The organism is Luteimonas padinae (genome assembly GCF_014652935.1).
In the GTDB taxonomy this organism is placed as follows: Bacteria; Pseudomonadota; Gammaproteobacteria; order Xanthomonadales; family Xanthomonadaceae; genus Luteimonas; species Luteimonas padinae.
In genome coordinates, this window is the sequence record NZ_BMZT01000004.1 from 274,057 (window position 1) to 298,377 (window position 24,321).

The following is a 24,321-nucleotide window of genomic DNA, read 5'->3' on the forward strand; positions in this document are numbered from 1 at the left end:
GCGGCCGCCAAGCGGTTTTTCGCGGCCACCGCCATGGCTGCGACCACAGCGTTGCGGGCGCGCGCGCCCACCGCCGACCGCCCGCGCCTAGACTCGGAGCCCCCACACCCGAGGAGCCACTGCGATGATCGATCTCCACTACTGGCCCACCCCGAACGGCCACAAGGTCACCCTGTTCTTCGAGGAAGCGGGGCTGGAATACCGGATCCATCCAGTCGACATCGGCAAGGGCGCACAGTTCGAACCGGCGTTCCTGGCGATCTCGCCCAACAACAAGATGCCGGCCATCGTCGACCACGCGCCGGCCGACGGCGGCGCGCCGCAGAGCGTGTTCGAGTCGGGTGCCATCCTGCTGTACCTCGCGGAAAAGACCGGCCGTTTCCTGCCGGCCGAGCCGCGCGGGCGCATCGAGGCGCTGGAATGGCTGTTCTGGCAGATGGCCGGCCTGGGGCCGATGACCGGGCAATACGGGCACTTCAACGTCTACGCGCCGGAGAAGATCCCGTACGCCACCGAGCGCTACACGAAGGAGGTGCAGCGCCTGCTCGGGGTGCTCGACAAGCGCCTGGCCGGCCGCGCGTTCATCACCGGCGATGACTACACGATCGCCGACATGGCGGCTTATCCCTGGATCAACGTCTACGACCGCGCGCCGCTGGACATGGCGCCCTTCCCCGAAGTGCAGCGCTGGCAGGCCGCGATCGCCGCGCGCCCGGCCACGCAGCGCGCCTATGCGCTCTCGAAGCAGGTGAACCCGGACGCCGGGAAGCCGATGAGCGACGACGAGAAGGCGGTGCTGTTCGGCCAGGGCGCGCGGCCAGCCTGAACCGGTAAACCGCGGTGGCCGCCCTGAACCATGCCCCAGTCGCTGCGGGATGCCTCCCTGCAGGAGCGGGTACTGCCGCGACCTGCTCACCCGGATCCCGGCAATTCCGTTGCCACGCGGTGGCCCGGGTCGCGGCTGTAGCCGCTCCTACAAGGGAGGCTGCGGCATCATGGGGGTTGGATCGTTTTTCCGGACCGCCACATGCGACTGCTCCTGGCTACAGCCCTCATGACCCTTGCCCTCCCGACCGTCCAAGCCGCCACGCCCGGCACCGCGCACGCCGAGCCCCTCACCCTCGAAGCCATCACCGGCGACGCCGCGCTGTCCGGCCCGACCCTGCTCAAGCCGAAGGTCGCGCCGGACGGCTCGCGCGTGACCTTCCTGCGCGGCAAGGACGGCGACCGCAACCGCCTCGACCTCTGGGCCTACGACGTCGCAAGCGGCACGACCGCGATGCTGGTCGATTCGGCGGTGGTGCTGCCCGGCGACGAGGTGCTCAGCGACGAGGAGAAGGCGCGCCGCGAGCGCCAGCGCATCGCCGCGCTCTCGGGCATCGTCGACTACCACTGGGCGCCGGACTCGCAGCGCCTGCTGTTCCCGCTGGGCGGCGAGCTCTACCTCTACGACCTGGCCACGCCGGGCCGCGACGCGGTGCGCAGGCTGACCTCCGGCGGCGGCTTCGCCACCGACCCCAAGGTCTCGCCGAAGGGCGGCTACGTCAGCTTCATCCGCGGCCGCAACCTGTGGGTGGTCGACCTCGCCAGCAGTGACGAAGTGCAGCTCACACGCGACGGCGGCGGCACGATCGGCAACGGCGTCGCCGAGTTCGTGGCCGACGAGGAGATGGCCCGCCACACCGGCTACTGGTGGGCGCCCGACGATTCCGCCATCGCCTACGCGCGCATCGACGAGTCGCCGGTGCCGGTGCAGAAGCGCTACGAGGTCTATCCCGACCGCACCGAGGTGGTGGAGCAGCGCTATCCCGCGGCCGGCGACGACAACGTGCGGGTCGAGCTGTTCGTCGCCCGTCCCGACCGCCCGCGCGCCGCGCCCACGCGCATCGACCTCGGCGGCAACCCGGACATCTACCTCGCCCGCGTCGACTGGCGCGACCCGCAGCGGCTGGCGTTCCAGCGGCAGTCGCGCGAGCAGCAGCGCCTGGACCTCGTCGAGGTGGAGCTGGCCAGCGGCCGCCAGCGCACCCTGCTGACCGAAACCTCGGACACCTGGGTGCCGCTGCACGACAACCTGCGCTTCCTCGCCGACGGCCGCTTCCTGTGGTCGAGCGAGCGCGACGGCTTCGAGCACCTCTACATCGCCAGCGAGGACGGCTCCGACCTGCGACAGCTGACCCGCGGCGACTGGCCGGTGGACGCGCTGGAAGCGGTGGACGAGGCGCGCGGGCTGGCCTGGTTCACCGCCGGCCGCGAATCACCTACGCAGCGCGCGCTGTATTCGGTGCCCCTGGACGGCGGCGACATCGTCGAACTGACGTCCACCCCCGGCACGCACGCCATCACCTTCGCCGGCAACGCCAGCGTCTACGTCGACAGCTGGTCGAACACGCGCACGCCGCCGCAGCTGGAGCTGTACCGCGCCGACGGCACGCGCATCGCCGCGCTGGTGGACAACGACCCGGCCGATCCCGCGCATCCCTACGCACGGCACCTGGGCGCGCACCTGCCCACGGAGTTCGGCACCCTCACCGCCGCCGACGGCAACACGCCGCTGCACTACAGTGTGATCAGGCCGGCGGGCTTCGATCCCGCCAAGCGCTACCCGGCCGTGGTCTTCGTCTACGGCGGCCCCGCCGCGCAGACCGTGCTCGACGCCTGGCCCGGCCGCGCCGACGCCTTCTTCAACCAGTACCTGGCGCAGCAGGGCTACGTGGTGTTCTCGCTCGACAACCGCGGCACCCCGCGGCGCGGCCGCGACTTCGGCGGCGCACTGTACGGGAAGCAGGGCACGGTGGAGGTCGAAGACCAGCGCAAGGGCGTCGAGTGGCTGCGCAGCCAGCCCTGGATCGACGGCGACCGCATCGGCGTGCACGGCTGGTCGAACGGCGGCTACATGACGCTGATGCTGCTGGGCCAGGCGCCCGACGACTACCGCTGCGGCATCGCCGGCGCGCCGGTGGCGGACTGGGCGCTCTACGACACCCACTACACCGAGCGCTACATGGGCCTGCCGAAGGCCAACGTCGAGGGTTACCGCACCGCCAGCGTGTTCACCCACCTCGACGGCATCCGCGACGATGCGCTGCTGCTGGTGCACGGCATGGCCGACGACAACGTGCTCTTCAGCAACGCCACGGCGCTGATGTCGAAGCTGCAGGCGCAGGACACCCGCTTCCAGCTGATGACCTATCCCGGCGCCAAGCACGGCCTGCGCGGCGGCGATGCGCTGCACCGCTACCGGATGGCGGAGCGGTTCTTCGCCGACTGCCTCACCCCCTCCCCGTCCCAGTCCTCGTCCCTTTCCCCGTCCCTGTAGGAGCAGCTACAGCTGCGACCCGGTATCCCGGAAAACCGGGTTGGAGGTCGGAGGAGAGGATTCGCAAGCCCGGGGTCGCAGCTGTAGCTGCTCCTACAGGGTGTTGCGCACAGGGTGTTGCGGACGGGGTTGCGGGCAGGGGACTGACAGGGGCGTCCGGCGGGGATGTCGACGTGCCCGGCGGCCATCATCCGGGGCTGCGGGCGCCGTGGCTATACTCGCCCCCTTTCCACCGCCGGACCCGCGCCTTGCCGTCATCGCAGTCGTTGCCGCCCATGCCGGCCCTGGCGATCACCGCCCATACCGCCACCACCGCGCTCGGCCGCGGCCTTGCGGCCCAGGTCGAGGCGCTGCGCGCGCGGCGCGGCGGGCTGCGGCCCAATGATTTCGGCGCCGACCCGCTGCCGGCGTGGATCGGCCGCGTCGACGGCCTCGAGGACGGGGCGCTGCCGGCGGAGTTCGCGCAGTGGGACTGCCGCAACAACCGGCTGGCGTGGATGGCGCTCCAGCACGACGGCCTCATGGACGCGGTGGCGTCGGTGCGCGCGCGCCACGGCGCCGAGCGCGTGGCGGTGGTGATCGGCACCTCGACCTCGAGCATCGGCGCCAGCGAAGAGGCCTATGCCCGGCTGCAGCCGGGCACCGACGGCGTGCCCGCCTTTCCCGCCGACCTCGCGCGGCCGATCGTGCACACGCCGCACTCGCTGGGCGACTTCGTGCAGGCCGCCACCGGCCTGCGCGGCCCCTGCATCACCGTGGCCACCGCCTGCTCGTCCAGCGCCAAGGTGTTCGCGCAGGCGGCGCGGCTGATCCACGCCGGCCTGGTCGACGCCGCGCTCGTCGGCGGCGTCGACACGCTCTGCGGCAGCGTGCTGTTCGGCTTCAATTCGCTGGGGCTGGTGTCGGCCAATCCCTGCCGGCCGTTCGACCGCGATCGCGACGGCCTGTCGCTGGGCGAGGCCGGCGGCTTCGCCGTGCTCGAGCGCGCGCAGGCGGGGGCCGGTGGCCTGCAGCTGCGCGGCTACGGCGAGTCCAGCGACGCGCACCACATGTCGGCGCCGCATCCCGACGGCCTCGGCGCGACGCTGGCGATGCGCGACGCGCTCGCCCGCGCCGGCATCGCGCCGGTCGAGGTCGGCTACCTCAACCTGCATGGCACCTCGACGCCGGCCAACGACGCGGTCGAGGCGGCGGCGGTGGCGGCGCTGTTCCCCGACACGCTGCACGCCAGCTCCACCAAGGGCTGGACCGGGCACACGCTGGGCGCGGCGGGCATCGTCGAATCGGTGTTCGCGCTGATCGCACTCGAACACGGGCTGCTGCCGGGCATCCTGCACAGCGAGGTTCCCGATCCCGCCTGCGGCCCGCAGATCCGCTTCGACAACGCCACCGGGGCCGACATCCGCTACGCCATGAACAACTCCTTCGGTTTCGGCGGCAACAACGCCGCCCTGGTGTTCGGGCGCGCATGAACACGCTCACCGCGCGCATCGAAGGCATCGGCTTCTGGGCCGCCGGGCTGCCGTCCTGGCAGGCCGCCCTCGACCACGTCCGCGACGGCACGCCGCCGGGCGAGCCGGGCAAGCCCTCGCCGGCCCTGCTGGCACCCAACGAGCGCCGGCGCGCACCGCCATCGGTGGCCGTGGCGCTGGACGTGGCGCTGGCCGCCTGCGAGGCCGCCGGCCGCGACCCGGCGGCGCTGCCGTCGGTGTTCGCTACCACCCACGGCGACCTCGCCATCACCGATTACATGTGCGCCACGCTGGCCGACGATCCGCGCGCGATCTCGCCGACGAAGTTCCACAACTCGGTGCACAACGCCGCCGCCGGCTACTGGACCATCGGCGCCGGCTGCGTGCGCCCGGCCACGGCGCTGAGCGCGCACCGGGCGAGCTTCGCGCAGGGCCTCGTCGAAGCGCTGGCGCAGCTGGCCTGCGGCGACGACGCCGTGCTGCTGGTCGCCTACGACACCGAGGGCACCGGGCCGCTGGGCGCGATCTCGCGAAGCCGGGGGCTGCTGGGCGCCGCGCTGGTGCTGTCGGCCTGTCAGGGCCCCGACGCGACCGGAGCCGGGCCGGGCACCCTGCTGCGCGCCACCCTGCTCGATGCCGACGCACCCGAGCGCCACGGCCCGCTGGCGCGGCACGGTGCCGGCAATGCGATGGCGCCGATGCTGCCGCTGTTCGATGCCCTCGCCGGCCGCGGCGACCTCGCGCTGCTGCACGCGGGCCACGGCCGCACCCTGCGCGTGGAACTCGCGCATGGCTGAGCGCGCGCCGCTGCAGCACGACGACGTCGCCGTGGTGATCCCGGCGCTCAACGAATCCCTGCGCATCCGCGGCGTGGTCGAGGATGCGCTGGCGCAGGTCGCGACCGTGATCGTGGTCGACGACGGCTCCGACGACGACACCGTGGCCCGCATCGCCGACCTGCCCGTGCGGGTGCTGCGCCACGCCCGCCGCATGGGCAAGGGCGCGGCATTGCGCCGCGGCTTCGCCGAGGCCGAGCGCCTGGGCATGCGCGCGGTGGCGACCATGGACGGCGACGGCCAGCACGACGCCGCCGACATCCCGCGGCTGATCGCCGCGGCCAACCGCCATCCCGGCTGCGTGATCGTGGGCGCGCGCCTGCGCAAGCGCGCGTCGCAGCCGCCGCACCGGCGCCTGGGCAACGACTTCGGCGACTGGGGCATCAGCTGGGGCTGCGGCTTCCGCGTGGTCGACACCCAGAGCGGGCAGCGGCTGTATCCGCGCGAGGTGTTCACGCTGCGCGACGTGCCGGGCGAGGGCTTCGTGTTCGAGGCGCAGATGCTGATCTCGGCCGCCCGCCGCGCCGGTGCGCGCGTGGTCGCGGTGCCGATCGAGACCCGCTACGCCTGCAACCAGCCGGACCAGCAGTTCCGCAAGAGCCACTTCCGCCTGGTGCGCGACCTGTGGGCGATCACCTCGCACGTGGTCGGGCAGGTGCTGCGGCACGGCGACGTCATCGCTGAATACACACGCGTCAGGCGGAACCCGCCGGTCATCGACGACGACCGCGCGTGTTCGGCTACCGTGGTGGCGGGCAATCGCATCGAAGAGGCCAAGGGAGGCCATGGTTGATGGACAACGCGCAGCATGTGGATGTCGCGATCCTGGGCGGCGGACTGGCCGGCCTCACCCTCGCACTGCAGCTGCGCCAGGCGGACCCCACCCTCGCCATCACCATCTTCGAGCGGCGCACGCACCCGGCGCCGGAAGCGGCGTTCAAGGTCGGTGAATCCACGGTCGAGATCGGCGCGCACTACTTCGCCGAGGTGCTGGGCCTGCGCGAACACCTCGAAGAGGAGCAGATCCGCAAGTTCGGCTTCCGCTTCTTCTTCTCCGACGGCCGCGACGACATCGACCGCTGCACCGAGATCGGCGTCAGCCGCCTGCTGCCGACGCCGTCGTGGCAGATCGACCGCGGCCGCTTCGAGACCATGCTCGGCGAGCGCGCCCGCGCGCAGGGCATCGACTTCCGCGACGGCACGATGGTGCGCGGCGTCGAGCTGGCCGGGGACGACGGCGACCACCGGGTCGGCTGGTCGCGCGGCGAGGCGCAGGGCAACGTGGACGCGCGCTGGGTCGTCGACGCCAGCGGCCGCGCCGGCGTGCTCAAGCGCAAGCTCGGGCTGGCCGAGGCCAACGCGCATGACGCCAACGCCGTGTGGTGGCGCGTGGAAGGCCTTGTCGACCCCAACGACTGGTCCGATGACGCCGCCTGGCGCGACCGCTGCACGCCGCCCGACCGCTGGCGCTCGACCAACCACATGTGCGGCACCGGCTACTGGTTCTGGCTGATCCCGCTGGCCTCGGGCGCGCACTCGCTGGGCATCGTCTGCGACGCCACGCTGCATCCGCTCGAGACCATGGACACCCACGACAAGGCCATGGACTGGCTGCGCCGGCACCAGCCGCGCGTGGCGGCGGCGCTCGAAGGACATGCGGTGATGGACTTCCGCTTCCTGCGCCACTTCTCGCACGGCTGCCGCGAGGTCTTCGGCGAGCGCTGGGCGCTGACCGGCGAGGCCGGGCTGTTCCTGGATCCGTTCTATTCGCCGGGCAGCGACTTCATCGCGATCTCCAACACCTACATCACCGACCTGGTGCTGCGCGACCGCGCCGGATCGCCATTCGCGTCGCACGCGGCGATCTACGGACAGCTGTACCGCTCGTTCTACGACAACACCATGACCCTCTACCAGGACCAGTACGCGCTGTTCGGCGACGAACAGGTCATGCCGGTCAAGGTGATCTGGGACTACACCTTCTACTGGGCGCTGCTGGCGCCGGTGTTCTTCGCCGGGCGCATCGCCGACGTCGGCATGTACGGGCGCCTGCGTGCAATGTTCGAGCGCGGCAGCGCGCTCAATGCCGCGATGCAGCCGCTGCTGCGCGAATGGGGCGAGCGCAACGCGGCGCGCGGCGTCGGAGCCGCGGCTGCGCCGGGCCGCTCGCTCGACCAGCACGGCATCGACTGGTTCCACGAACTCAACCGCCAGCTGCGCGACCCGGCCGACGATGCCGCCTTCGACGCACGCATCGCCGGCAACGTCGCGCGGATGGACGCGCTCGCCGCGGAGATCCTCGCGCGGGCGCGCGAGTCGCATGCCGACATCGGCGACCACGGTCTGGATCGCCTGCTGGCCGGGCTGCCCGCGCCGGTGCCGTCGCTCGAGGCCGTCTGGTACGCCGCCGCCTGACCCCACCGGGGATCCCGATGCACCACAGCCCGCTTCTGCTCCAGCTCGTCATCATCCTCGCCACCGCCCGCGCCTGCGGCCTGCTGCTGCGCCATGTCGGCCAGCCGCCGGTGATCGGCGAGATGGCCGCCGGCCTGGTGCTCGGCCCGATCGTGTTCGGCGCCTGGTTCCCGGAGTTCCACGCCACCGTGTTCGCGCCGGAATCGCTGCCCGGCCTGGCGTCGCTGGCCGAGCTGGGCCTGGTGCTCTTCATGTTCATCGTCGGCGTCGAGCTGCGCGCGCCCAACGGGGTGAAGGCGCAGCTCAAGTCCGCCGGCCTGGTCGGCGTGGCCAGCGTGTTGGTGCCGATGGGGCTGGGCTTCGCCGTCTCGCCCCTGCTGCATCCCTATGCGCCCGACGGCGTGGGGCTGGCGCCGTTCGGGCTGTTCATGGCGGCGGCGATGTCGATCACCGCCTTCCCGATCCTGGCGCGCATCCTCAAGGAGCGCGCGATGACCCACACGCCGCTCGGCCGCCTGGCCCTGAGCGGCGCGGCGATCGCCGACGTGCTGGCCTGGATCATGCTCGCGCTGGTGGTGGCGCTGGTCGGCGCCGGCAACGGCTACGGCGGCTTCGTGCGCGCGACCGCCGGACTTGCACTGCTGGCGGTGGTGGTGTTCGTGCTGCTGCGGCCGCTCTACGCATGGCTGCTGCGCACCAATGCGCCAGGCGGCGCGCCCTCGCTGATGGTGCTGGCGGCGCTGCTGATCGGGGCCTTCGCCTGCGCAGCGGTCACCGAATGGCTGGGCGTGCACGCGGTGTTCGGCGCCTTCCTGTTCGGCGCCTGCCTGCCGCGCGACGACCGCCTGCTGAAGTCACTGATCGAGCGCGTGGAATACCTCGCCATCGTGGTGCTGATGCCGATCTTCTTTGCGCTGGCCGGCCTCAGCACCACCCGCGACGCCTTCGCCGGCGCCGCGCTGGGTGCGATGCTGCTGATTCTGGCGGTCGCCGTGGTCGGCAAGGTCCTGGGCGGCGCGATCGGCGCGCGCCTGTCGGGCCACGGATGGCGCGAGAGCTTCGCGGTGGGCTCGCTGATGAACGCGCGCGCGCTGATGGAGCTGATCGTGATGAAGGTGGGCCTGGACGCCGGGATCATCGGCCCGGACCTGTTCACGATGCTGCTGGTGATGGCGATCCTGACCACGGTGATGACCGGCCCGCTGATGAGCCTGTCGCTGGGGCGGCGCCGGGCCGCCGCGCCTTCGGGCGGGGCCTTGCCCGAAGGCTGACGGCCTGGAACGGCGTCAGCTAAAGCGGCGTCAGTTCGCCGGCGGCGGCAGCGGAGCGCGCTCCGGCGGCGGGTTCGCCATCCAGATCGCCACGCCGCGGCCCTGCTTCTGCCTCGGGCTGATGTTCACGCCCACGCCGCCGCTGGTGTAGCTGCGCCCGCCGAAGCGGCCGGTGCCGGCGCCGACGCTGACGCCGCCACCGCCGTAGCCGTCGGCCGTGCCCTGGAACAGGATGCCGTTGGCGCCGAGCGAGGCGGCCTCCTCGCGCAGCTTGCGCATGACCGAGTTGGTCTTGTTCTGCTCGCCATAGGTGAAGGCGCCGCTCGAGGTCTCCAGCAGCGCGATCTCCTCGTAGGGCACGCCGGGCGCGCCGTAGTAGACGCGCACCTGGGCAGGATCGATCGGCGCGCGCGGCGTGCCGGTCAGGATGTGCGACGAAGCGCAGCCGGCCAGCAGCAGCACGGTGCTGGCGGCGGCAAGGCGGAGCAGGCGTGAGGCGGTCATGGCGTCAACCCCGGAGGCGATGGCTCCGGATCATCCTCCGCCAGCCATGAACCCGGCGTCACCACTGGCGGTGCGGGCACCCGGCGCCGCGTGCGGCAGGCACCGCCTTCAGCCCATTCCGCCATTGACGCCGATCACCTGCCCGGTGACGTAGGCGGCGGCGTCCGAGCACAGGAAGCGCACCACCGCCGCGACCTCGTCCGGGCTGCCGGCGCGCCCGGCGGGCACGATCTGCTTCACGACCTCGGGCGGGAACGCCGCCTCGGCCATGCGCCCGGCGACCACCCCCGGCGCGACCACGTTGACGGTGATGCCGCGGCTGGCCATCTCGCGCGCCAGCGATTTCGAGGCGCCGTGCAGCGCCGCCTTGGCGGCGGCGTAGTTCGACTGGCCGCGGTTGCCGAGCACCGCGGCCACGCTGGACACGCTGACGATGCGCCCCCAGCGCGCGCGCGCCATCGGCAGCAGCAGCGGCTGGGTGACGTGGAAGAAGCCGTGCAGCGAGACGTCGATGACCCGGCGCCACTGCTCCGGGGACATGCCCGCCATCGGCGCGTCGTCGTGGATGCCGGCGTTGTTGACCACGACCTGGATCGGGCCGTCCTCCAGCAGCGCGGCGATGGCGGCCGCGGCCGCGTCGCCGTCGGCCACGTCGAAGGCGACCGCCTGTGCGCTGCCACCGGCGGCGGCGATGTCGGCCACCACCGCCTCGGCGCGCGCGAGGTTGCCGTTGGCGTGGACGATGACGTGGACGCCGTCGGCGGCCAGCTGGCGACAGATCGCGCCGCCAAGGTCGCCGCTGCCGCCGCTGACCAGGGCGCGACGGCTCTGCGTGGCGGCGGCGCGTGGATTTGATGCGGGCGAGGGCGTGGAAGGCTGGTTCATGCGGTGATTATCCCGGCATGGCCGCGGCGTCGCCCAGCACCACCGCGGCGCGGCCTTCGGCCAGCAGCATGCCGCTGTGGGAGATCCGGAACGCGTACTGCTGGCTGGCCTCGCCCTCCATCAGCAGCTCAGCCTCGCCTTCGAGGGCGCCGGGCAGGTCGTCGATGCGCGCCACATGCAGCGCGACGCCGCGCAGCGCCACCAGCATGCCCGGACGCACCGCAACGCCGGAGGCGCGGCCACGCAGCCCGCCGTGCACCGCCATCGCCTGCGCCCCGTACTCGCACAGGTGGACGGCACGCAGCAGGCCGCCGCTGCGCAGCGGGTGCGCGGCGTCGCGGTGGTTCCAGGCGCGCAGCGTGATCCGCCCGGCGTCGTGGGCCACGACCTCGTCCCAGAGGCACATGGCGCCTTGGTGGGGGACCAGGGCGAGGATGTCGTCGCGCCCGATCATGGGTGCCGGCCTGGTCTTGCCGGGGGGGCGGTCGCAGCTGTAGCTGCTCCTACAGGTGGGGTTTCGGCGCCGCCGGCGTGGGTGGCGGTGGCGCCGGTGGGGGTGTCGGAGCCGGCGTCGTGGCGCGAGACCAGCAGCGCGAGGACGAAGTTGCAGGCCACGCCGATCGCCACGGTGCTGCCGATTGCGCGCAGCACCGGGATCGACGACAGCGCCAGCAGGCTGAACACCAGCAGCGTCATCAGGCTGCACACCAGCACCGCGTGCAGGGTGCGCAGCTGGTCGTCGCGGCGGTCGCCGGCGTGTTCGAAGAACAGCGCGTAGTCCAAGCCCAGGCCCGCGGCGAGGATCAGCGCGACCAGGTGGAACAGGTTGAGCTCGACGCCGAAGCCACGCAGCACCGCCAGGATCACCAGCGTGGTCAGGGCCATCGGCAGCAGCACGCGCGCAACGCGGCCGGGCGCGCGCAGCGACAGCCACACGGTGGCCGCGAGCAGCAGCGCGGCCATCGCCAATGCGGCGAGCACGCGGCCGCGGTACTCGGCCACCAGCGATTCCGAGGCCATCTTCATGTCCATCAGCTCGCCGCCGCCGGCAGCCACTGCGCGCTCCACCGCCGCCACGTCGGTGATGCCGCTGAGCGAAACCAGGGCGATGCTGCCATCCGCGGCGTCGAGCAGCAGGCCGTCCACCGTCGCCGCCAGCGGCGTGCCGGCGAGGTCGGCCGGGCGCAGCGGCGCGGCGGTGCGCGCGCGCTCGACGTCGGCCAGGAACGGGGCGAACGCGTCCGCGCGGAACGGCGACGCCGCCAGTGCGTCGGCCAGCGCGTCGCGCAGCTCGGCCGGCGCCGGCAGCGATTGCTGGCGCGCACGCTGGGTGGCAACCGGCGGCAGGTAGCGGGCGGCGCTGTCCCAGCCGTCGAGCGCGCCGTCGGCCACCAGCGCGTCCAGGCGCGGATGCAGGGCTTCGGTCGCCGCCAGCGCCGCGTCGGCATCCGGGCCGCGCAGCACCGCCACGTAGCGCACGTCCGGCGCGCCCAGTTCCTCGCGCAGGCGGGCGTCGAGCGCCATGCCGTCCTCGGGCACCGGCGTCAGCTTCGACAGGTCGTTCTCCCAGAACGGCCCGCGCGCGGTGGCCAGCACCGCCACGCAGGCCGCCGCCACCAGCAGCAGCGACCAGCGCGGCCGCGGCAGGCGCTGGATGCCGCGCCACAGCGCCTGCAGCCGCGGCGACTCCGCCAGGTCGCGCGGGGCCGGATCGACCAGCGACGGCAGGCCGAAGCGCGTGGCCAGCGCGGCCGCCGCCAGCGCCGAGATCGTGAACACCGCCAGCTGCCGCAGTCCGTCCACGCCCGAGAACAGGAAGGTCAGGTACGCGATGCAGGTGGCCACCACGCCGGTCAGCAGCGCCGGCCACAGCGCGCGCACGTTGTCGCGCGGGCTGATCCCGGCGCGCTGCTGGCTGAGGAAGTGGATCGGATAGTCCTGCACCACGCCGATCAGGGTGAAGCCGAAGGCGATGGTGATGCCGTGCACGGCCTCGAACAGGAGCGCCACCGCACCCAGGCCGGCGAGGCCCGCAGTGGCGAGCGGCAGCACGCCCATCAGCGGCGCGCGCCAGCTGCGGTAGGCGACCAGCAGCAGCAGGACCAGGGCGACGCTGTCGATTGTGCCGATCCACTGCGCCTCGCGCGCGGTGCGGCCGCCGATCTCGACCGAGAACGCGCCGGGGCCGGTCATGCCGAGCCGCGCGCCGCTGCCGCCCGCGGCATCGGCGAAAGCGGACTGCACGGCGTCGTAGGCGCGCTGCTGCGCGGTGGGGTCGAAGCCGCCGGCGCGCGTCTGCGCCAGCAGCAGGGCCTCGCGGCCGGCGCGGTCGAACCAGACGCCGTGCAGGCGCTGCGGCGCGGCCTTCGGCTGCCAGGCGTCGGCCAGCGCGAGCATTTCCAGCGTCGGGTCCGAGGGCAGCAGCGGTTCGACCAGCGCGGCCATCGGCGAGCCCAGGTCCTGCAGGCGCTCGTCCAGCTGCCCGCCCAGGTAGTCGGCGTCGAGACGCCGGCCGTCGAGCGCGGGCGAGAGCAGGTAGCGGTAGGGGCGCAGCGATTCCGGCACCGCCTCCAGCCCGGCATCGGTGCCGTTGGCGACGAACTCGAAGTCCGGGTTGGCGGCCAGCGCCGCCGCGATCGCGCGCGACTGGTCGGCCAGCGCTTCGGGCGCAGCGCCCGACAGCGACAGCAGCAGCAGGCGCGACCCCGGGCCGTCGCCCAGCTCGTCGACCAAGAGCTTCTGCGCCGGCGTGCGCGGCTCGGGCATGAAGCGGCGCAGGTCGCCGCTGAGTTCCAGCCGCTGGCCGACCAGCCAGCCCGCGACCAGCAGCGCCGCCAGCCACAGCAGCGCGAGGGCGGTGCGGCGCGCGGGCGTCATTGCGCCGCGGCGCCGGGCTCGCGGCACAGGGCCTCATCGTCGGCGGCGTCACCGGCCGCCACCGCGGCGCGCGCGGCGCCGGCCAGCAGGGTGCGCTGCGGCGCGCCCTCGACCGGGCGGGTCTCGATGCAGCGCAGCTCGGCGCCGCGGCCGCGCAGGGTGATGTCGCGGACGCTGGCGGCCAGGGCGGGCGCGCGCGGCTGCATCACCAGGGTCCAGTCCTCGCGGCTGCCACGGGATTCGATGCGGTAATCGCGCGCCAGCGCATCCGCGTCACCGGCCAGCAGGGCGCCGAAGCTCGCCTGCAGCCCGGCCAGCTCCGGCGCCCGCGACAGCGCGAACGTGCGCGGCCTGCGGCCGTCGCGGGCGATGGTCGCCTCGCCGTGGCGGATGGTCGTGGTTTCGGCGTAGGGCGCCTGCACGCGGCGCACGAGCGTGTCGTCGTCGGGCCGCGCGTACTCGCCCTGGATGCGCAGCGGCGCCTTCAGCAGCGCCGAGCCGCGCAGTTCGACGAACGGCGTCGACACCGGCGCCGGGCGCGCCAGCCGCTCGAGGATCCAGGCCGGATCAACCGCCGCCGGCTGCGCGACGGACGGGAGCGCCGCCGTCGCCAGCAGCATCGCCAGCAGCAGGGCCGGGCTGTGGCGCAATCGTCGGCCCGTGCGTGGTCGCGCCCGGCGCGGGGTCTTGCTGGCTTCGGCTGTGCTCACGGTCGCCCCAGAAGTCGTAGAAGTTGAACCAGTTGTACGGCGCATCGCGCACGTGATGTTCGAGGCGCGCGGCATAACGCGCGATGAGCGCCGGCACCGCCGCCGCGCGCTCGCGGCGCGGGATCGCCAGGCCGTCGCTGAACGGTTCGAACGCCAGATCGTAGCGGTTGCCGCCGCGGTACAGGCCGAAGGCCAGCTGCACCGGCACCTGCAGCACCGAGGCCAGCAGCCACGGCGCCACCGGGAACTCCGCCGGCTCACCGAGGAAGGGCACCGCCAGCGAGGCCTCGCCCGGCTGCGTGCGATCGACCAGCAGGGCCACCAGCGCGCCCTCGGCCGCCGCCTGCTGGATCGCGAACATGATCGCCGGCCCGTCCTGCGAGGCGTCGATCACCGAGGCCGCGATCTCCGGGTTGAGCGCGTCCAGCAGCTGGGTGACCGCGGGGCTGTGGGCCTTGTCGAGCACGACGCGGATCTTCTGCTCCGGCCGCTGGCGGCCGAGCACGCGCAGCACCTCGAAGCTGCCGAGGTGGGAGCCGAACACCAGCACGCCCTGGCCGCGGTCGAGCGCCGCGTGCAGCGACTCCAGCCCGGACACCCGGATGTCGAAGCGCTGCATGTCGCCGCCGAGCAGGAACACGCGGTCGAGGATGGTGGCGGCGAAGGTGTGGATGTGGCGGGCGACGTCGCGCAGCCGCGCGGGCCGGCCGAGCACGCGCGACAGGTAGGCGCGCGAGTCACGCCGCTCCTCGCCGCGGCGGGCCAGGAAGTAGGCGGTGATCGGCACCAGCAGCAGGCGCGCCAGGCCGCGGCCGCCGCGCAGGCTGACGCTGCGCAGCAGCCAGAGCGCGAACAGTCCGCCGCCTTCCCGGCGCTGCTTCCAGCTGCCGGTCATGCCAGCGCCACCTCGCCCGAGGCCACCAGCACGTCGGCGCCGGCCGCGTCGCCTCTCAGCACGCGGAAACGCCAGCGCGGCGCCGCTCCTTCGAGCTCGACGCGCGCGGCCTGGCCGGGCAGCAGCGGGCTGGCGAACTTCACCTGCGGCAGGCGCAGCGCGCCCAGCGGACCGTGCCCGCGCTCGATGGCGGCCAGCACGTGGTCGACGACGACCACGCCGGGCACCAGCGGACGGCCGGGGAAATGTCCCGGCAGGCAGGGATGGACGTGCTCGACCACGAACTCCATGGCGCCGCGCGCGTTCCTCAGGCGGACCGGCGCAGCAGCGCCAGCACCGACGCATGGGCGGCGTCGGCCAGGGCCTGACGGCCGGCCGCGCCGGAGGCGTCGCCGGTTGCCAGCGGTGCGCCGAAGCGCACGGTGATCACCCCCGCGCGCACGCGGAAGCCCTCGGGCGGCAGCACGTCGCCGGCCCCGTCGATCGCCACCGGCAGCACGTCCACGCCGGCGTCGATGGCCGACTGGAACCCGCCGCCCTTGAACGGCGCCACCACGCCGGTGCGGCTGCGCGTGCCCTCGGGGAACAGGCACAGCGTGTGGCCGGCGCCGAGCAGGGCCGCGGCCTCGCGGCGCAGGCGCGGGCCGGCGCGCGGGTTGTCGCGTTCGATGAACAGCATGCCGCAGGCGCGGGCGTACCAGCCCACGAACGGCACCTTCGCCATCTCCTGCTTGAGCAGGAAATGCAGCGGCACCGGGACCGCCTGGAACAGCGCGCAGATGTCGATCACCGACTGGTGGTTGGACACCAGCAGGTACGGCCGCGACCAGTCGACGGCGTCGGCGCCCTCGACCACCAGGCGCGCCCCGGCTCCGCCGGTCAGGCCCGGCGCCCAGCAGCGCGCGGCCATGCGCAGCGCGACGTCGCGGCGGCGGGTGGCCAGCAGCACCAGCAGCGCCAGGCTGATCCAGCCGGCGGTCCAGAACAGCGTGAACACGAAGCCGACGGCGTTGTGCACGCCCCAGGCCAGTCGTCGCGCGGCCGATTCGGCCTCATCCATGTTGTCGACGCGTTGGTGCATCGGCGAAGCATACTCAATGGAAGCAGGCGGCTTCCCGTTCAGCGGAGGAAATCGCGCCAGAACGCGGGCCCGAGCCCGGCCATCTGGCGCAGGAAGCCCGCGAAGCTGTGGTAGCGGCCGGGAAAGCGCCGCTTGCGCCAGGCGAACTCGACCAGGAAGAAGCCGCCGACGATGCCGTAGTTGAGGATGTTGGCGAACAGCGACCACTGCTCGCGGGTGATGGTGACGGGCGGCTGCAGGCCGAGGCTGGCCAGCAGCCCGCCGGGCGAAGCCACCAGCGCCAGCGCCAGGTTGGCCAGGCCGAGCACGGCCAGCGCGATGGCCCAGGCGGCGGTCAGGCCGCGGCTGTAGGCCACCAGCTCGGGCGCCAGCGTGGCCGGCGTCGCGCCGTCGAGGGCGGCGACGATGCGGGTGATCAGGGCGCCGTGCGGGGAGCGCAGGCTGCGCGCGAACAGCCAGGCGATCGCGGCCACGAACGCCACCGGGGCCAGCAGCAGCGGCAGCCCGGCATGGCCGGTGCGGTAGAGCGCATGGCAGGCCGCCAGCGACAGCGGCAGCGCCACCCAGGCCCAGGGCCGCCGGGCGACGAGGCCCGCGGCGAGCATCATCGCCACCAGCGCCAACAGGGCGACGTAGGCATAACGATCGTCGAGGGTGGCGCTGGCCAGGTGCGCGAAGGCGGCGTAGGCCACCGCCATCGCGATGGTGAGGGCCAGGCCCATGGCCGGCTCCGTGCCGGGCGTCAGGCGCGGTTGGCTTCGACGTGCGCCGACAGCGCGCGCAGCGAGGCGAAGATGCGGCGGTTCTCCTCGCTGTCCGAACGCAGCTGGAAGCCGTAGCGCTTGCCCACCGCCAGCGCCAGCTCCAGCGCGTCGATCGAATCCAGACCCAGGCCGGCGTTGAACAGCGGCGCTTCGGGATCGATGGCGGCGGCGTCGACGTCGTCGAGGTTCAGGGCCTCGACCAGGAGTTCGGCGAGTTCACGTTCGGCTGCGGACTGGGTGGACATCTGGCGGCTTCCATTGCGGCTGTGGGCACGGATGGCGGCAGGCCGGCCCGCGGCCGTCTGCGCGCTATCATTCGCGGCCCCGATGATCGCATGGCCGACGTACGCCGCGAAATGCAGAGCCCCGCCGAAGACAGCACGAACCAGGCCCCCGTGGAGGACTGCGATGTCCTCGTGATCGGCGGCGGCCCGGCCGGGAGCACGGCCTCGACCTTCCTGGCCCGCCGCGGCTGGCGGGTGGTGATGCTCGAGAAGGACGCGCACCCGCGCTTCCACATCGGCGAGTCGCTGCTGCCGATGAACATGCCGATCCTCAAGCGCCTGGGCGCCTTCGACAAGGTCGCGGCGATCGGCGTGCACAAGTCGGGCGCGGACTTCCCGGCCGACGAAGGTGGCTACAACGTGTTCCGCTTCGAGCGCGCGCTCGACGCCCGCTGCGACCACGCGTTCCAGGTGCGCCGCTCGGACTTCGACCGGGTGCTGTTCGACCACGCCGCGGAGTGCGGCGTGGACGCACGCCAGCGCGTGCGCGTGACCGCAGTCGACCCCCTCCCCGGCGGCGGCAGCCTGGTCGGCGCGGCCGGCCCCGACGGCCCCTGCCGCTGGCGCGCGCGCTACATCGTCGACGCCAGCGGCCGCGACGCCTTCCTCGGCGGCAAGCGCCGGATCAAGCGCAAGAACATGCGCCACCAGTCGGCCGCGGTCTTCAGCCATTTCGAGGGCGTGGAGCGCCGCGAGGGCACGGATGCCGGCAACGTCAGCATCTACCGCCACGAGCACGGCTGGATCTGGCTGATCCCGCTGCCCGACGGCGTCACCAGCGTCGGCGCGGTCTGCTATCCCGACTACATGAAGACCCGCCGCGGCGACAGCGAGGGCTTCCTGATGCGCACCCTGCAGACCGTGCCCGAGGTGGCCCGGCGCATGGCCGGCGCGCGCCGCTGCGCCGACGTGCACGCCACCGGCAACTACGCCTACGAATGCACCGAGATGGCGGGCCCGGGCTGGGTGCTGGTGGGCGACGCGTACTGCTTCGTCGACCCGATGTTTTCGTCGGGCGTGTTCCTGGCCATGCACGGCGCCGAGAAGGCCGCGGACATGGTGGACGCGGCGCTGCGCGAACCCGCGCGCGAAGCGGCGCTGCAGCGGGCCCTGCGCCGCCACATCGACGCCGGCACCGACGAGTTCAAGTGGTTCATCTACCGCTTCACCTCGCCGGCGATGCGCCACCTGTTCGCCAACCCGAAGAACATCTTCCAGGTGGAGGACGCGGTGGTCGCGATGCTGGCCGGCGACGTGTTCGACAACCCGCGCGTGCGCCGCCGGCTGCGCGTGTTCCGCGCGCTGTACGCGGTGGCGTCGCTGGCGATGCTGCCGCGCTCGCTGCGCAACGGCCTGCGCCGCCGGCGCCAGTCACGCGTCGGCTTCAGCGGCGAGACGCTGCAGGCGGACGAGCCATGAGCCGCGCGATGCGGGATGCGTCGCAGGGCGGCGCGGCGCGGCTTGCGGTGGAGTACGTCCACGCGGACGACCCTGCGCGACTGCTGGACGGCGACGACGTGCAGGCGGTGTTCGGCTTCGGCGCCAACGCACCCGGGTCGCTCGACGACCCGCGCTACCTGCGCGTGCCGCTTGAGCCGCACGGCGATGCGCCCTACGAGGTCTGGCATGCCAACGCCCCGGTGATGCGCGGCTGCGACGACGGCGTGCGCTGGGCCAGCGACGGCGAGCTGATGTTCGGCGTGATCGAGATCGCCGAGCGCGAGGGCGACGTGCAGGAGGCCGCACGCGCCGCCTATGCGCGGATGGCCGCCTTCACCGCCGGGAGCCGCACGCCGCGGCTGCTGCGGATCTGGAACTACGTCGACGCGATCACCTTCGGCGAAGGCGACGACGAGCGCTACCGCGCGTTCTGCGTCGGCCGTGCGCAGGGCCTGGGCGACTTCGACGTGCGCAGCCTGCCGGCGGCCACCGCCATCGGCCGCTGCGACGGCGAACGCGTGGTGCAGGTCTACTGGCTGGCGTCGGTCGCGGCGGGCACGCCGGTGGAGAACCCGCGCCAGGTCAGCGCCTACCGCTACCCGCGCCGCTACGGGCCGCAGCCTCCCAGCTTCGCCCGCGCGATGCTGCCGCCGGCGGGCAGCGCGATGCCGCTGATGCTCTCGGGCACCGCCGCGGTCGTCGGCCACGTGTCGATGCATGACGGCGAAGTGCTGGCGCAGCTGGACGAGACCTTCAACAACTTCGATGCCCTGGTCGGCGCCGCCCGCATGCACGACCCGTCGCTGCCGCCGCGCTTCGGCGCCGGCACCCGGCTCAAGGTCTACGTGCGCGACCGCGACGACCTGGCGCTGGTGGCCGACGCGCTGGAGCGCCGCTTCGGCGACGCGGTACCGCGCCTGCTGCTGCACGCCGCGATCTGCCGCCGCGAACTCGCCGTCGAGATCGACGGCGTACACGGGCGGCCGGCCGACTGAGCCGCCCAGCATGCAGGCAGGTCCTGCTGCACCGCAAAATTGAGCGGAGCGCCCGAAACGTTGCAGACTCGGGGCGGGCCAACCGCGACACGGCCCATCGGCAACACCACCCTTGCATTGATCTTGGAGGCACCGTCCGGGGGGGACGCGGCTTCGGCCACGACGTCTCCGGGTGTCCCGTTTTTCGAGGAAACACCCGATGAAATGCACCACCCTGCTCCTGCTTGCCGGCCTGTCCGCCGGCTTCGCCGCGCATGCGGCAGAGCCCGTCGCTGACGAGGCCACCGCGTCCGGCTCCTACGCCGGCGTCACCGTCGCCATCGACCCCGCCACCGGCCGCCTGCGCGCGCCGACCGCGGCCGAGCAGGCGAAGCTGCGCACCGCCGTGTCCTCGCGCCTGCGGACCGCCGACCCGATGTCCATCGCCAAGCCCGGTCCGAAGACCGTGGCCGAAGCGCGCCGCACCCTGCGCCGCCTTCCCAACGGGACCATGTCGATGCACGTTCCGGAGGAGCTGATGTCGCAGATGACCGCCCACCAGCTCGACGACGGCTCGATCGCGATCGGCCACGGCGACGCCCACGCCGCACCGGCAAGCACCGTGGAGGCCGTCCGTGAATAAGACCCTCCTCGCCTGCGCCCTCGCGGCCGCCACCACCTTCGCCATCGGCAGCGCCGACGCCGCGAACATCGTCCTGGTCAACATGAACGGCCCTGGCGTGGGCCTCAACGACCCGACCCCGGCCACGCCCGCCGGCGGCAACCCCGGCACCACCGTCGGCGAGCAGCGCCAGATCGCCTACCGCTTCGCCGCCGACCTGTGGGGTGCGGTGCTCGAGAGCGACGTCGACATCAACGTCCGCGCGCAGTTCACCGCGCTCAACTGCGACGCCACCAGCGGCGTGCTGGGTTCGGCCGGCGCCCGCCAGATCTTCGGCGATTTCCCGAACGCAGTCGCGGCCACCGCCTATGGCGGCGCGCTGGCCAACGCGCTCGCGGGCGAGGACCTCGATCCCGAAGAGGACGAGATCAACAGCAACTTCAACGCCAACCTGGGCACCCCGGGCTGCCTCGAGACCTCGGGCTGGTACTACGGCCTGGACGGCAACACCCCGACGGGGATGATCAACTTCCTCGACGTGGTGATGCACGAGATCGGCCACGGCCTGAACTTCCAGGGCTTCTACACCCTGGCCACGGGCGCCCCGATCGCTCCCGGCTATACCGACATCTACTCCAGCTTCGTGTTCGACAACGTCTCGGGCCAGGCCTGGCCGCAGATGACCAACGCCCAGCGCGTGGCGGCGGCGAAGGGCGGCGGCCTGGTCTGGACCGGTGCCAACGTGGCCACCCAGGTCCCGATGGCGCTGGCCCCGAAGGTCCTGCTGACCGCGGGAGGCACCGCCAGCGGCGAGTTCCAGTACGGCACGGCGGAGTTCGGCGCCGAAGCCACGCCGGCCAACTTCAGCGGCCAGCTGGTGCTGGTCAACGACGGCAGCGGTGCAACCGGGTCGCAGGGCTGCGCGGCCTCGCCGGCCAACGCCTACGCGGGCAAGGTCGCGGTGGTCGACCGCGGCACCTGCGCCTTCGAGATCAAGGCGAAGTTCGCGCAGGACGCCGGCGCCATCGCCGTGATCGTGGCCAACAACACGACCGGCGTGATCCAGATGGCGGAGGACCCGACGGTCGCCGCGACGGTGCCGACGATCAGCGTGTCGCAGGCCGACGGCGCCATCCTGAAGGCCGGCATTCCCGGCGCGACGGTGGCCCTGGCGGAAGTCGAGGGCAGCTTCGCGGGCACCGATGCCGAGGGTCGCGCGCTCCTGTATGCGCCGGCCACGCTGGCTGCCGGTTCCACGTTCTCGCACTTCGACATCAGCCACAGCCCCAACGCGCTGATGGAACCGTCGATCAACCAGGACCTGGACGGCAACCTGCGCCTGGACCTGACGCCGGCGCTGTACGAGGACCTGGGCTGGATCGTGAACAGCGGCAATGCCACCACCAACGGCGGCACCTGCAACACGGGCATCGCGGTCACCGAAGGCGTGGGCCTGATCGGCGGCGCCAACCTGCAGGCCGCCGACTCGATGTGCCGCAACGCTCATGGCGGCGGCACGGCGGCGTACCGCAGCTGCATCGCGCCGTTCGTGAGCCGCCTGCGCGACCTCGGCTTCGTGCCGAAGTCCAGGGCCAGCGCCGTGACGCTCTGCACCAAGCGCTGATCCTGCTCCACTGTTGAGCGAGCCGGCGCCCACGTGGCGCCGGCTTTTTTTCCGGGGCGTAGAATGTCCCCATGACCTATCCCGATTCCCGCTTCCGGCGCATGCGCCGCGACGCGTTCTCGCGCCGCCTGATGCGCGAGCACACGCTCACCGTCGACGACCTCATCTATCCGGTTTTCGTGCACGAGGCCGATGGCCGCACCGCGGTGCCCTCGATGCCCGGCGTCTCGCGCATGTCGATCGACGAGCTGCTGCGCGAGGCCGAGCAGGCCGCGACCCTCGGCGTGCCGGCGCTGGCGCTGTTCCCGGTCACCGCACCAGAGGCCAAGTCGCTCGACGCCACCGCCGCCTGGGACGACGACGGGCTGTGCCAGCGCGCGGTGCGCGCGCTCAAGCAGCGCTTCCCCGAGCTCGGCGTGATCACCGACGTGGCGCTGGATCCCTACACCAGCCACGGCCAGGACGGCATCGTCGACGACGCCGGCTACGTGCAGAACGACGTCACTGTCGAAGCCCTGGTCAGGCAGGCGCTCTCGCACGCGCGCGCCGGCGCCGACGTGGTCGCGCCCAGCGACATGATGGACGGCCGCATCGGCGCGATCCGCATGGCGCTGGAGGAGGACGGCCACGTCCACACCCGCATCCTCGCCTATGCGGCCAAGTACGCCTCCAGCTTCTACGGCCCGTTCCGCGACGCCGTGGGCAGCGCCTCGGCGCTCGGCAAGGCCGACAAGCGCACCTACCAGATGGACCCCGGCAACACCGACGAGGCACTGCGCGAAGTCGCCGCCGACCTCGACGAGGGCGCCGACATGGTGATGGTGAAGCCGGGCATGCCCTACCTGGACGTGGTGCGCCGGGTGAAGGAGACCTTCGGCGTGCCGACCTTCGCCTACCAGGTGAGCGGCGAGTACGCGATGCTCCAGGCCGCCGCCGCCAACGGCTGGATCGACGGCCGCGCGTGCGCGATGGAGGCCCTGCTGGGCTTCAAGCGCGCGGGCGCCGACGGCGTGCTGACCTATTTCGCGCTCGACGCCGCACGCTGGCTGCGCGAAGGCTGAGGCGTCGGCTCCAACAAGGGCGGCCCGGCATCAGTGGTGCGGAAGCGGCTGGCGCTGCGTTTTTCCGGCTGACCGCGGCAGCCGCACCTGCAAGGCGGGTCCGGAGGCGTAGACTGGCGCGAAAGTGTGGTGCATCGCGCGCCGCACGCGTCCGGGAGACGGTCATGAAGCACTACGCCGTGTTCGGCCATCCGGTGGCGCATTCGCTGTCGCCGCGCATCCACGCCGCCTTCGGGCGCGACACCGGCATTCCCATCGACTACCTGGCCATCGACGCCGACGTCGGCAGCTTCCGCGCGAGGCTGGAGGAATTCGCCGCGGGCGGCGGCGCCGGCGCCAATGTCACCCTGCCATTGAAACAGGAGGCGCTGGCGCTGTGCGCCGACGTCACCGAGCGCGCCCGCCGCGCCGGCGCGGTCAACACCCTGGTGCGCAACGGCGACGACTGGCACGGCGACAACACCGACGGCGAAGGCCTGGTGCGCGACCTCACCGGCCGCCACGGGCTCGACCTGCGCGCGCGCAGGACCCTGCTGATCGGCGCCGGCGGCGCCGCGCGCGGCGTCGCGCCGTCGCTGCTCGACGCCGGCATCGGCGACCTGTACATCGTCAACCGCACCTCCAGCCGCGCCGACGCCCTGGCCGACCTGCTCGGCCAGCCCGGACGCGTGCATCCGCGCCATCTCGCCGACATCGGCACGCTGGGCGAGTTCGAACTGGTGGTCAACGCCACCTCGGCCGCACGCGGCGGCGAGATGCCGACGCTTCCGCGTTCGCTGGTCGGACGGCGCATGGCCGCGGTCGACCTCAACTACGGCGAAGCCGCCACGCCGTTCCTGGCCTGGGGCCGCGCGAGTGGCGCCTACGCGGTGGTCGACGGCCTGGGCATGCTGGTGGAGCAGGCGGCGCTGTCGTTCGCGCGCTGGCACGGCGCACGCCCCGAAACCGACGAGATCTACGGCGAACTCCGCGCCGAGCACGCACACCTGGTGACGGCGGACTGAAGCGCTGCACCCGCAGGCGCGCACTCACTCATCGCGCCCTCGCCGCACGCCCCCACCGCACGCTCTCACCTCGCGCTCCCTGTAGGAGCAGCTACAGCTGCGACCGCGCCAATGCCTCGCACGTCCGGGCCTGATGGTCGCAGCTGTAGCTGCTCCTTGTACGTTATCCCTGCCTGACCATCTGGCCGGGTGGTGGGATTTCCCGGGGAGGTCGCATGCTCCTTGAGGCAGCCTCTGGCCTGACCTCGTCTGTAGAGCGGCCCCCCGCCCCATTCGCGAGCAC

General features: G+C 72.8%; 22 protein-coding genes and 1 pseudogene. 13 read left to right on the forward strand and 10 right to left on the reverse strand.

The window, feature by feature from the left end; translation table 11 throughout:
- Window positions 1-124 precede the first annotated feature (124 nt).
- The 7 genes from IE168_RS06465 (at window position 125) to IE168_RS06495 (ending at window position 9,313) form a co-directional block, all read left to right on the forward strand.
- Window positions 125-826 carry a glutathione binding-like protein gene (locus IE168_RS06465; protein WP_189496373.1) on the forward strand — a complete coding sequence of 234 codons (702 nt, stop codon included), beginning with the start codon at window positions 125-127 and terminating at the stop codon, window positions 824-826.
- Between the two features lie 201 nt (window positions 827-1,027).
- Window positions 1,028-3,319: a S9 family peptidase gene (locus IE168_RS06470; protein ID WP_189496375.1), complete on the forward strand. Its 2,292-nt coding sequence runs from the start codon at window positions 1,028-1,030 to the stop codon at window positions 3,317-3,319.
- Window positions 3,320-3,594: 275 nt separating this feature from the next.
- Window positions 3,595-4,791: a beta-ketoacyl-[acyl-carrier-protein] synthase family protein gene (locus tag IE168_RS06475; RefSeq protein WP_189496377.1), complete on the forward strand. Its 1,197-nt coding sequence runs from the start codon at window positions 3,595-3,597 to the stop codon at window positions 4,789-4,791.
- Window positions 4,788-5,588 carry a beta-ketoacyl synthase chain length factor gene (locus tag IE168_RS06480; RefSeq protein ID WP_189496380.1) on the forward strand — a complete coding sequence of 267 codons (801 nt, stop codon included), beginning with the start codon at window positions 4,788-4,790 and terminating at the stop codon, window positions 5,586-5,588. The genes IE168_RS06475 and IE168_RS06480 overlap by 4 nt, the downstream gene beginning before the upstream one ends.
- Window positions 5,581-6,420 carry a glycosyltransferase family 2 protein gene (locus IE168_RS06485; protein WP_189496382.1) on the forward strand — a complete coding sequence of 280 codons (840 nt, stop codon included), beginning with the start codon at window positions 5,581-5,583 and terminating at the stop codon, window positions 6,418-6,420. The genes IE168_RS06480 and IE168_RS06485 overlap by 8 nt, the downstream gene beginning before the upstream one ends.
- A complete protein-coding gene (locus tag IE168_RS06490; RefSeq protein WP_189496384.1) occupies window positions 6,420-8,042 on the forward strand; it encodes an NAD(P)/FAD-dependent oxidoreductase in 1,623 nt (540 codons plus the stop codon). Before IE168_RS06485 ends, IE168_RS06490 begins: the two co-directional genes overlap by 1 nt.
- A gap of 17 nt (window positions 8,043-8,059) precedes the next feature.
- Window positions 8,060-9,313: a cation:proton antiporter gene (locus tag IE168_RS06495; protein WP_189496386.1), complete on the forward strand. Its 1,254-nt coding sequence runs from the start codon at window positions 8,060-8,062 to the stop codon at window positions 9,311-9,313.
- A gap of 30 nt (window positions 9,314-9,343) precedes the next feature.
- Here IE168_RS06495 and IE168_RS06500 read toward each other — a convergent pair whose 3' ends face one another.
- The 10 genes and pseudogenes from IE168_RS06500 to IE168_RS06545 form a co-directional block, all read right to left on the reverse strand.
- Complete coding sequence (locus IE168_RS06500) at window positions 9,344-9,817, reverse strand: hypothetical protein (RefSeq protein ID WP_189496389.1); 474 nt, start codon at window positions 9,815-9,817, stop codon at window positions 9,344-9,346.
- 108 nt (window positions 9,818-9,925) lie between these two features.
- Window positions 9,926-10,702, reverse strand: a complete 777-nt coding sequence (gene fabG, locus IE168_RS06505; RefSeq protein ID WP_189496391.1) for a 3-oxoacyl-ACP reductase FabG — start codon at window positions 10,700-10,702, stop codon at window positions 9,926-9,928.
- A gap of 7 nt (window positions 10,703-10,709) precedes the next feature.
- On the reverse strand, window positions 10,710-11,156 hold the full coding sequence (locus IE168_RS06510) for a hotdog family protein (RefSeq protein WP_189496393.1): 447 nt from the start codon (window positions 11,154-11,156) through the stop codon (window positions 10,710-10,712).
- Between the two features lie 71 nt (window positions 11,157-11,227).
- Window positions 11,228-13,579: pseudogene (locus IE168_RS06515) on the reverse strand (MMPL family transporter); the annotation flags it as partial.
- Entirely contained in the window at window positions 13,576-14,199 is a 624-nt protein-coding gene (locus tag IE168_RS06520) for a LolA-related protein (RefSeq protein WP_386659163.1), read from the reverse strand. The pseudogene IE168_RS06515 and the gene IE168_RS06520, both read right to left, overlap by 4 nt.
- Entirely contained in the window at window positions 14,147-15,184 is a 1,038-nt protein-coding gene (locus IE168_RS06525; protein ID WP_189496396.1) for a lysophospholipid acyltransferase family protein, read from the reverse strand. Before IE168_RS06525 ends, IE168_RS06520 begins: the two co-directional genes overlap by 53 nt.
- Window positions 15,181-15,474: an ApeI family dehydratase gene (locus IE168_RS06530; protein ID WP_189496398.1), complete on the reverse strand. Its 294-nt coding sequence runs from the start codon at window positions 15,472-15,474 to the stop codon at window positions 15,181-15,183. The genes IE168_RS06525 and IE168_RS06530 overlap by 4 nt, the downstream gene beginning before the upstream one ends.
- 17 nt (window positions 15,475-15,491) lie before the next feature.
- On the reverse strand, window positions 15,492-16,244 hold the full coding sequence (locus tag IE168_RS06535; RefSeq protein ID WP_189496479.1) for a lysophospholipid acyltransferase family protein: 753 nt from the start codon (window positions 16,242-16,244) through the stop codon (window positions 15,492-15,494).
- Between the two features lie 59 nt (window positions 16,245-16,303).
- A complete protein-coding gene (locus IE168_RS06540; RefSeq protein WP_189496400.1) occupies window positions 16,304-16,987 on the reverse strand; it encodes a COG4648 family protein in 684 nt (227 codons plus the stop codon).
- 20 nt (window positions 16,988-17,007) lie between these two features.
- Window positions 17,008-17,274 carry a phosphopantetheine-binding protein gene (locus IE168_RS06545; RefSeq protein WP_189496402.1) on the reverse strand — a complete coding sequence of 89 codons (267 nt, stop codon included), beginning with the start codon at window positions 17,272-17,274 and terminating at the stop codon, window positions 17,008-17,010.
- A 111-nt stretch (window positions 17,275-17,385) separates the two neighbouring features.
- Between IE168_RS06545 and IE168_RS06550 the strand changes: the two genes are divergently transcribed.
- The 6 genes from IE168_RS06550 to aroE all read left to right on the forward strand — a co-directional run bounded on the left by IE168_RS06550 (window position 17,386) and on the right by aroE (window position 24,038).
- Window positions 17,386-18,732, forward strand: a complete 1,347-nt coding sequence (locus tag IE168_RS06550) for an NAD(P)/FAD-dependent oxidoreductase (protein WP_189496481.1) — start codon at window positions 17,386-17,388, stop codon at window positions 18,730-18,732.
- A complete protein-coding gene (locus tag IE168_RS06555) occupies window positions 18,729-19,748 on the forward strand; it encodes a chorismate transformation FkbO/Hyg5 family protein (protein WP_189496404.1) in 1,020 nt (339 codons plus the stop codon). Before IE168_RS06550 ends, IE168_RS06555 begins: the two co-directional genes overlap by 4 nt.
- A gap of 199 nt (window positions 19,749-19,947) precedes the next feature.
- Complete coding sequence (locus IE168_RS06560) at window positions 19,948-20,370, forward strand: post-PEP-CTERM-1 domain-containing protein (RefSeq protein ID WP_189496406.1); 423 nt, start codon at window positions 19,948-19,950, stop codon at window positions 20,368-20,370.
- Window positions 20,363-21,973, forward strand: a complete 1,611-nt coding sequence (locus tag IE168_RS06565; protein ID WP_189496408.1) for a PA domain-containing protein — start codon at window positions 20,363-20,365, stop codon at window positions 21,971-21,973. The genes IE168_RS06560 and IE168_RS06565 overlap by 8 nt, the downstream gene beginning before the upstream one ends.
- A gap of 71 nt (window positions 21,974-22,044) precedes the next feature.
- Window positions 22,045-23,034, forward strand: coding sequence for a porphobilinogen synthase (hemB, locus tag IE168_RS06570; protein WP_189496409.1), 990 nt, complete (start codon window positions 22,045-22,047; stop codon window positions 23,032-23,034).
- Window positions 23,035-23,198: 164 nt separating this feature from the next.
- Window positions 23,199-24,038: a shikimate dehydrogenase gene (aroE, locus tag IE168_RS06575; RefSeq protein WP_189496412.1), complete on the forward strand. Its 840-nt coding sequence runs from the start codon at window positions 23,199-23,201 to the stop codon at window positions 24,036-24,038.
- Window positions 24,039-24,321 lie beyond the last annotated feature (283 nt).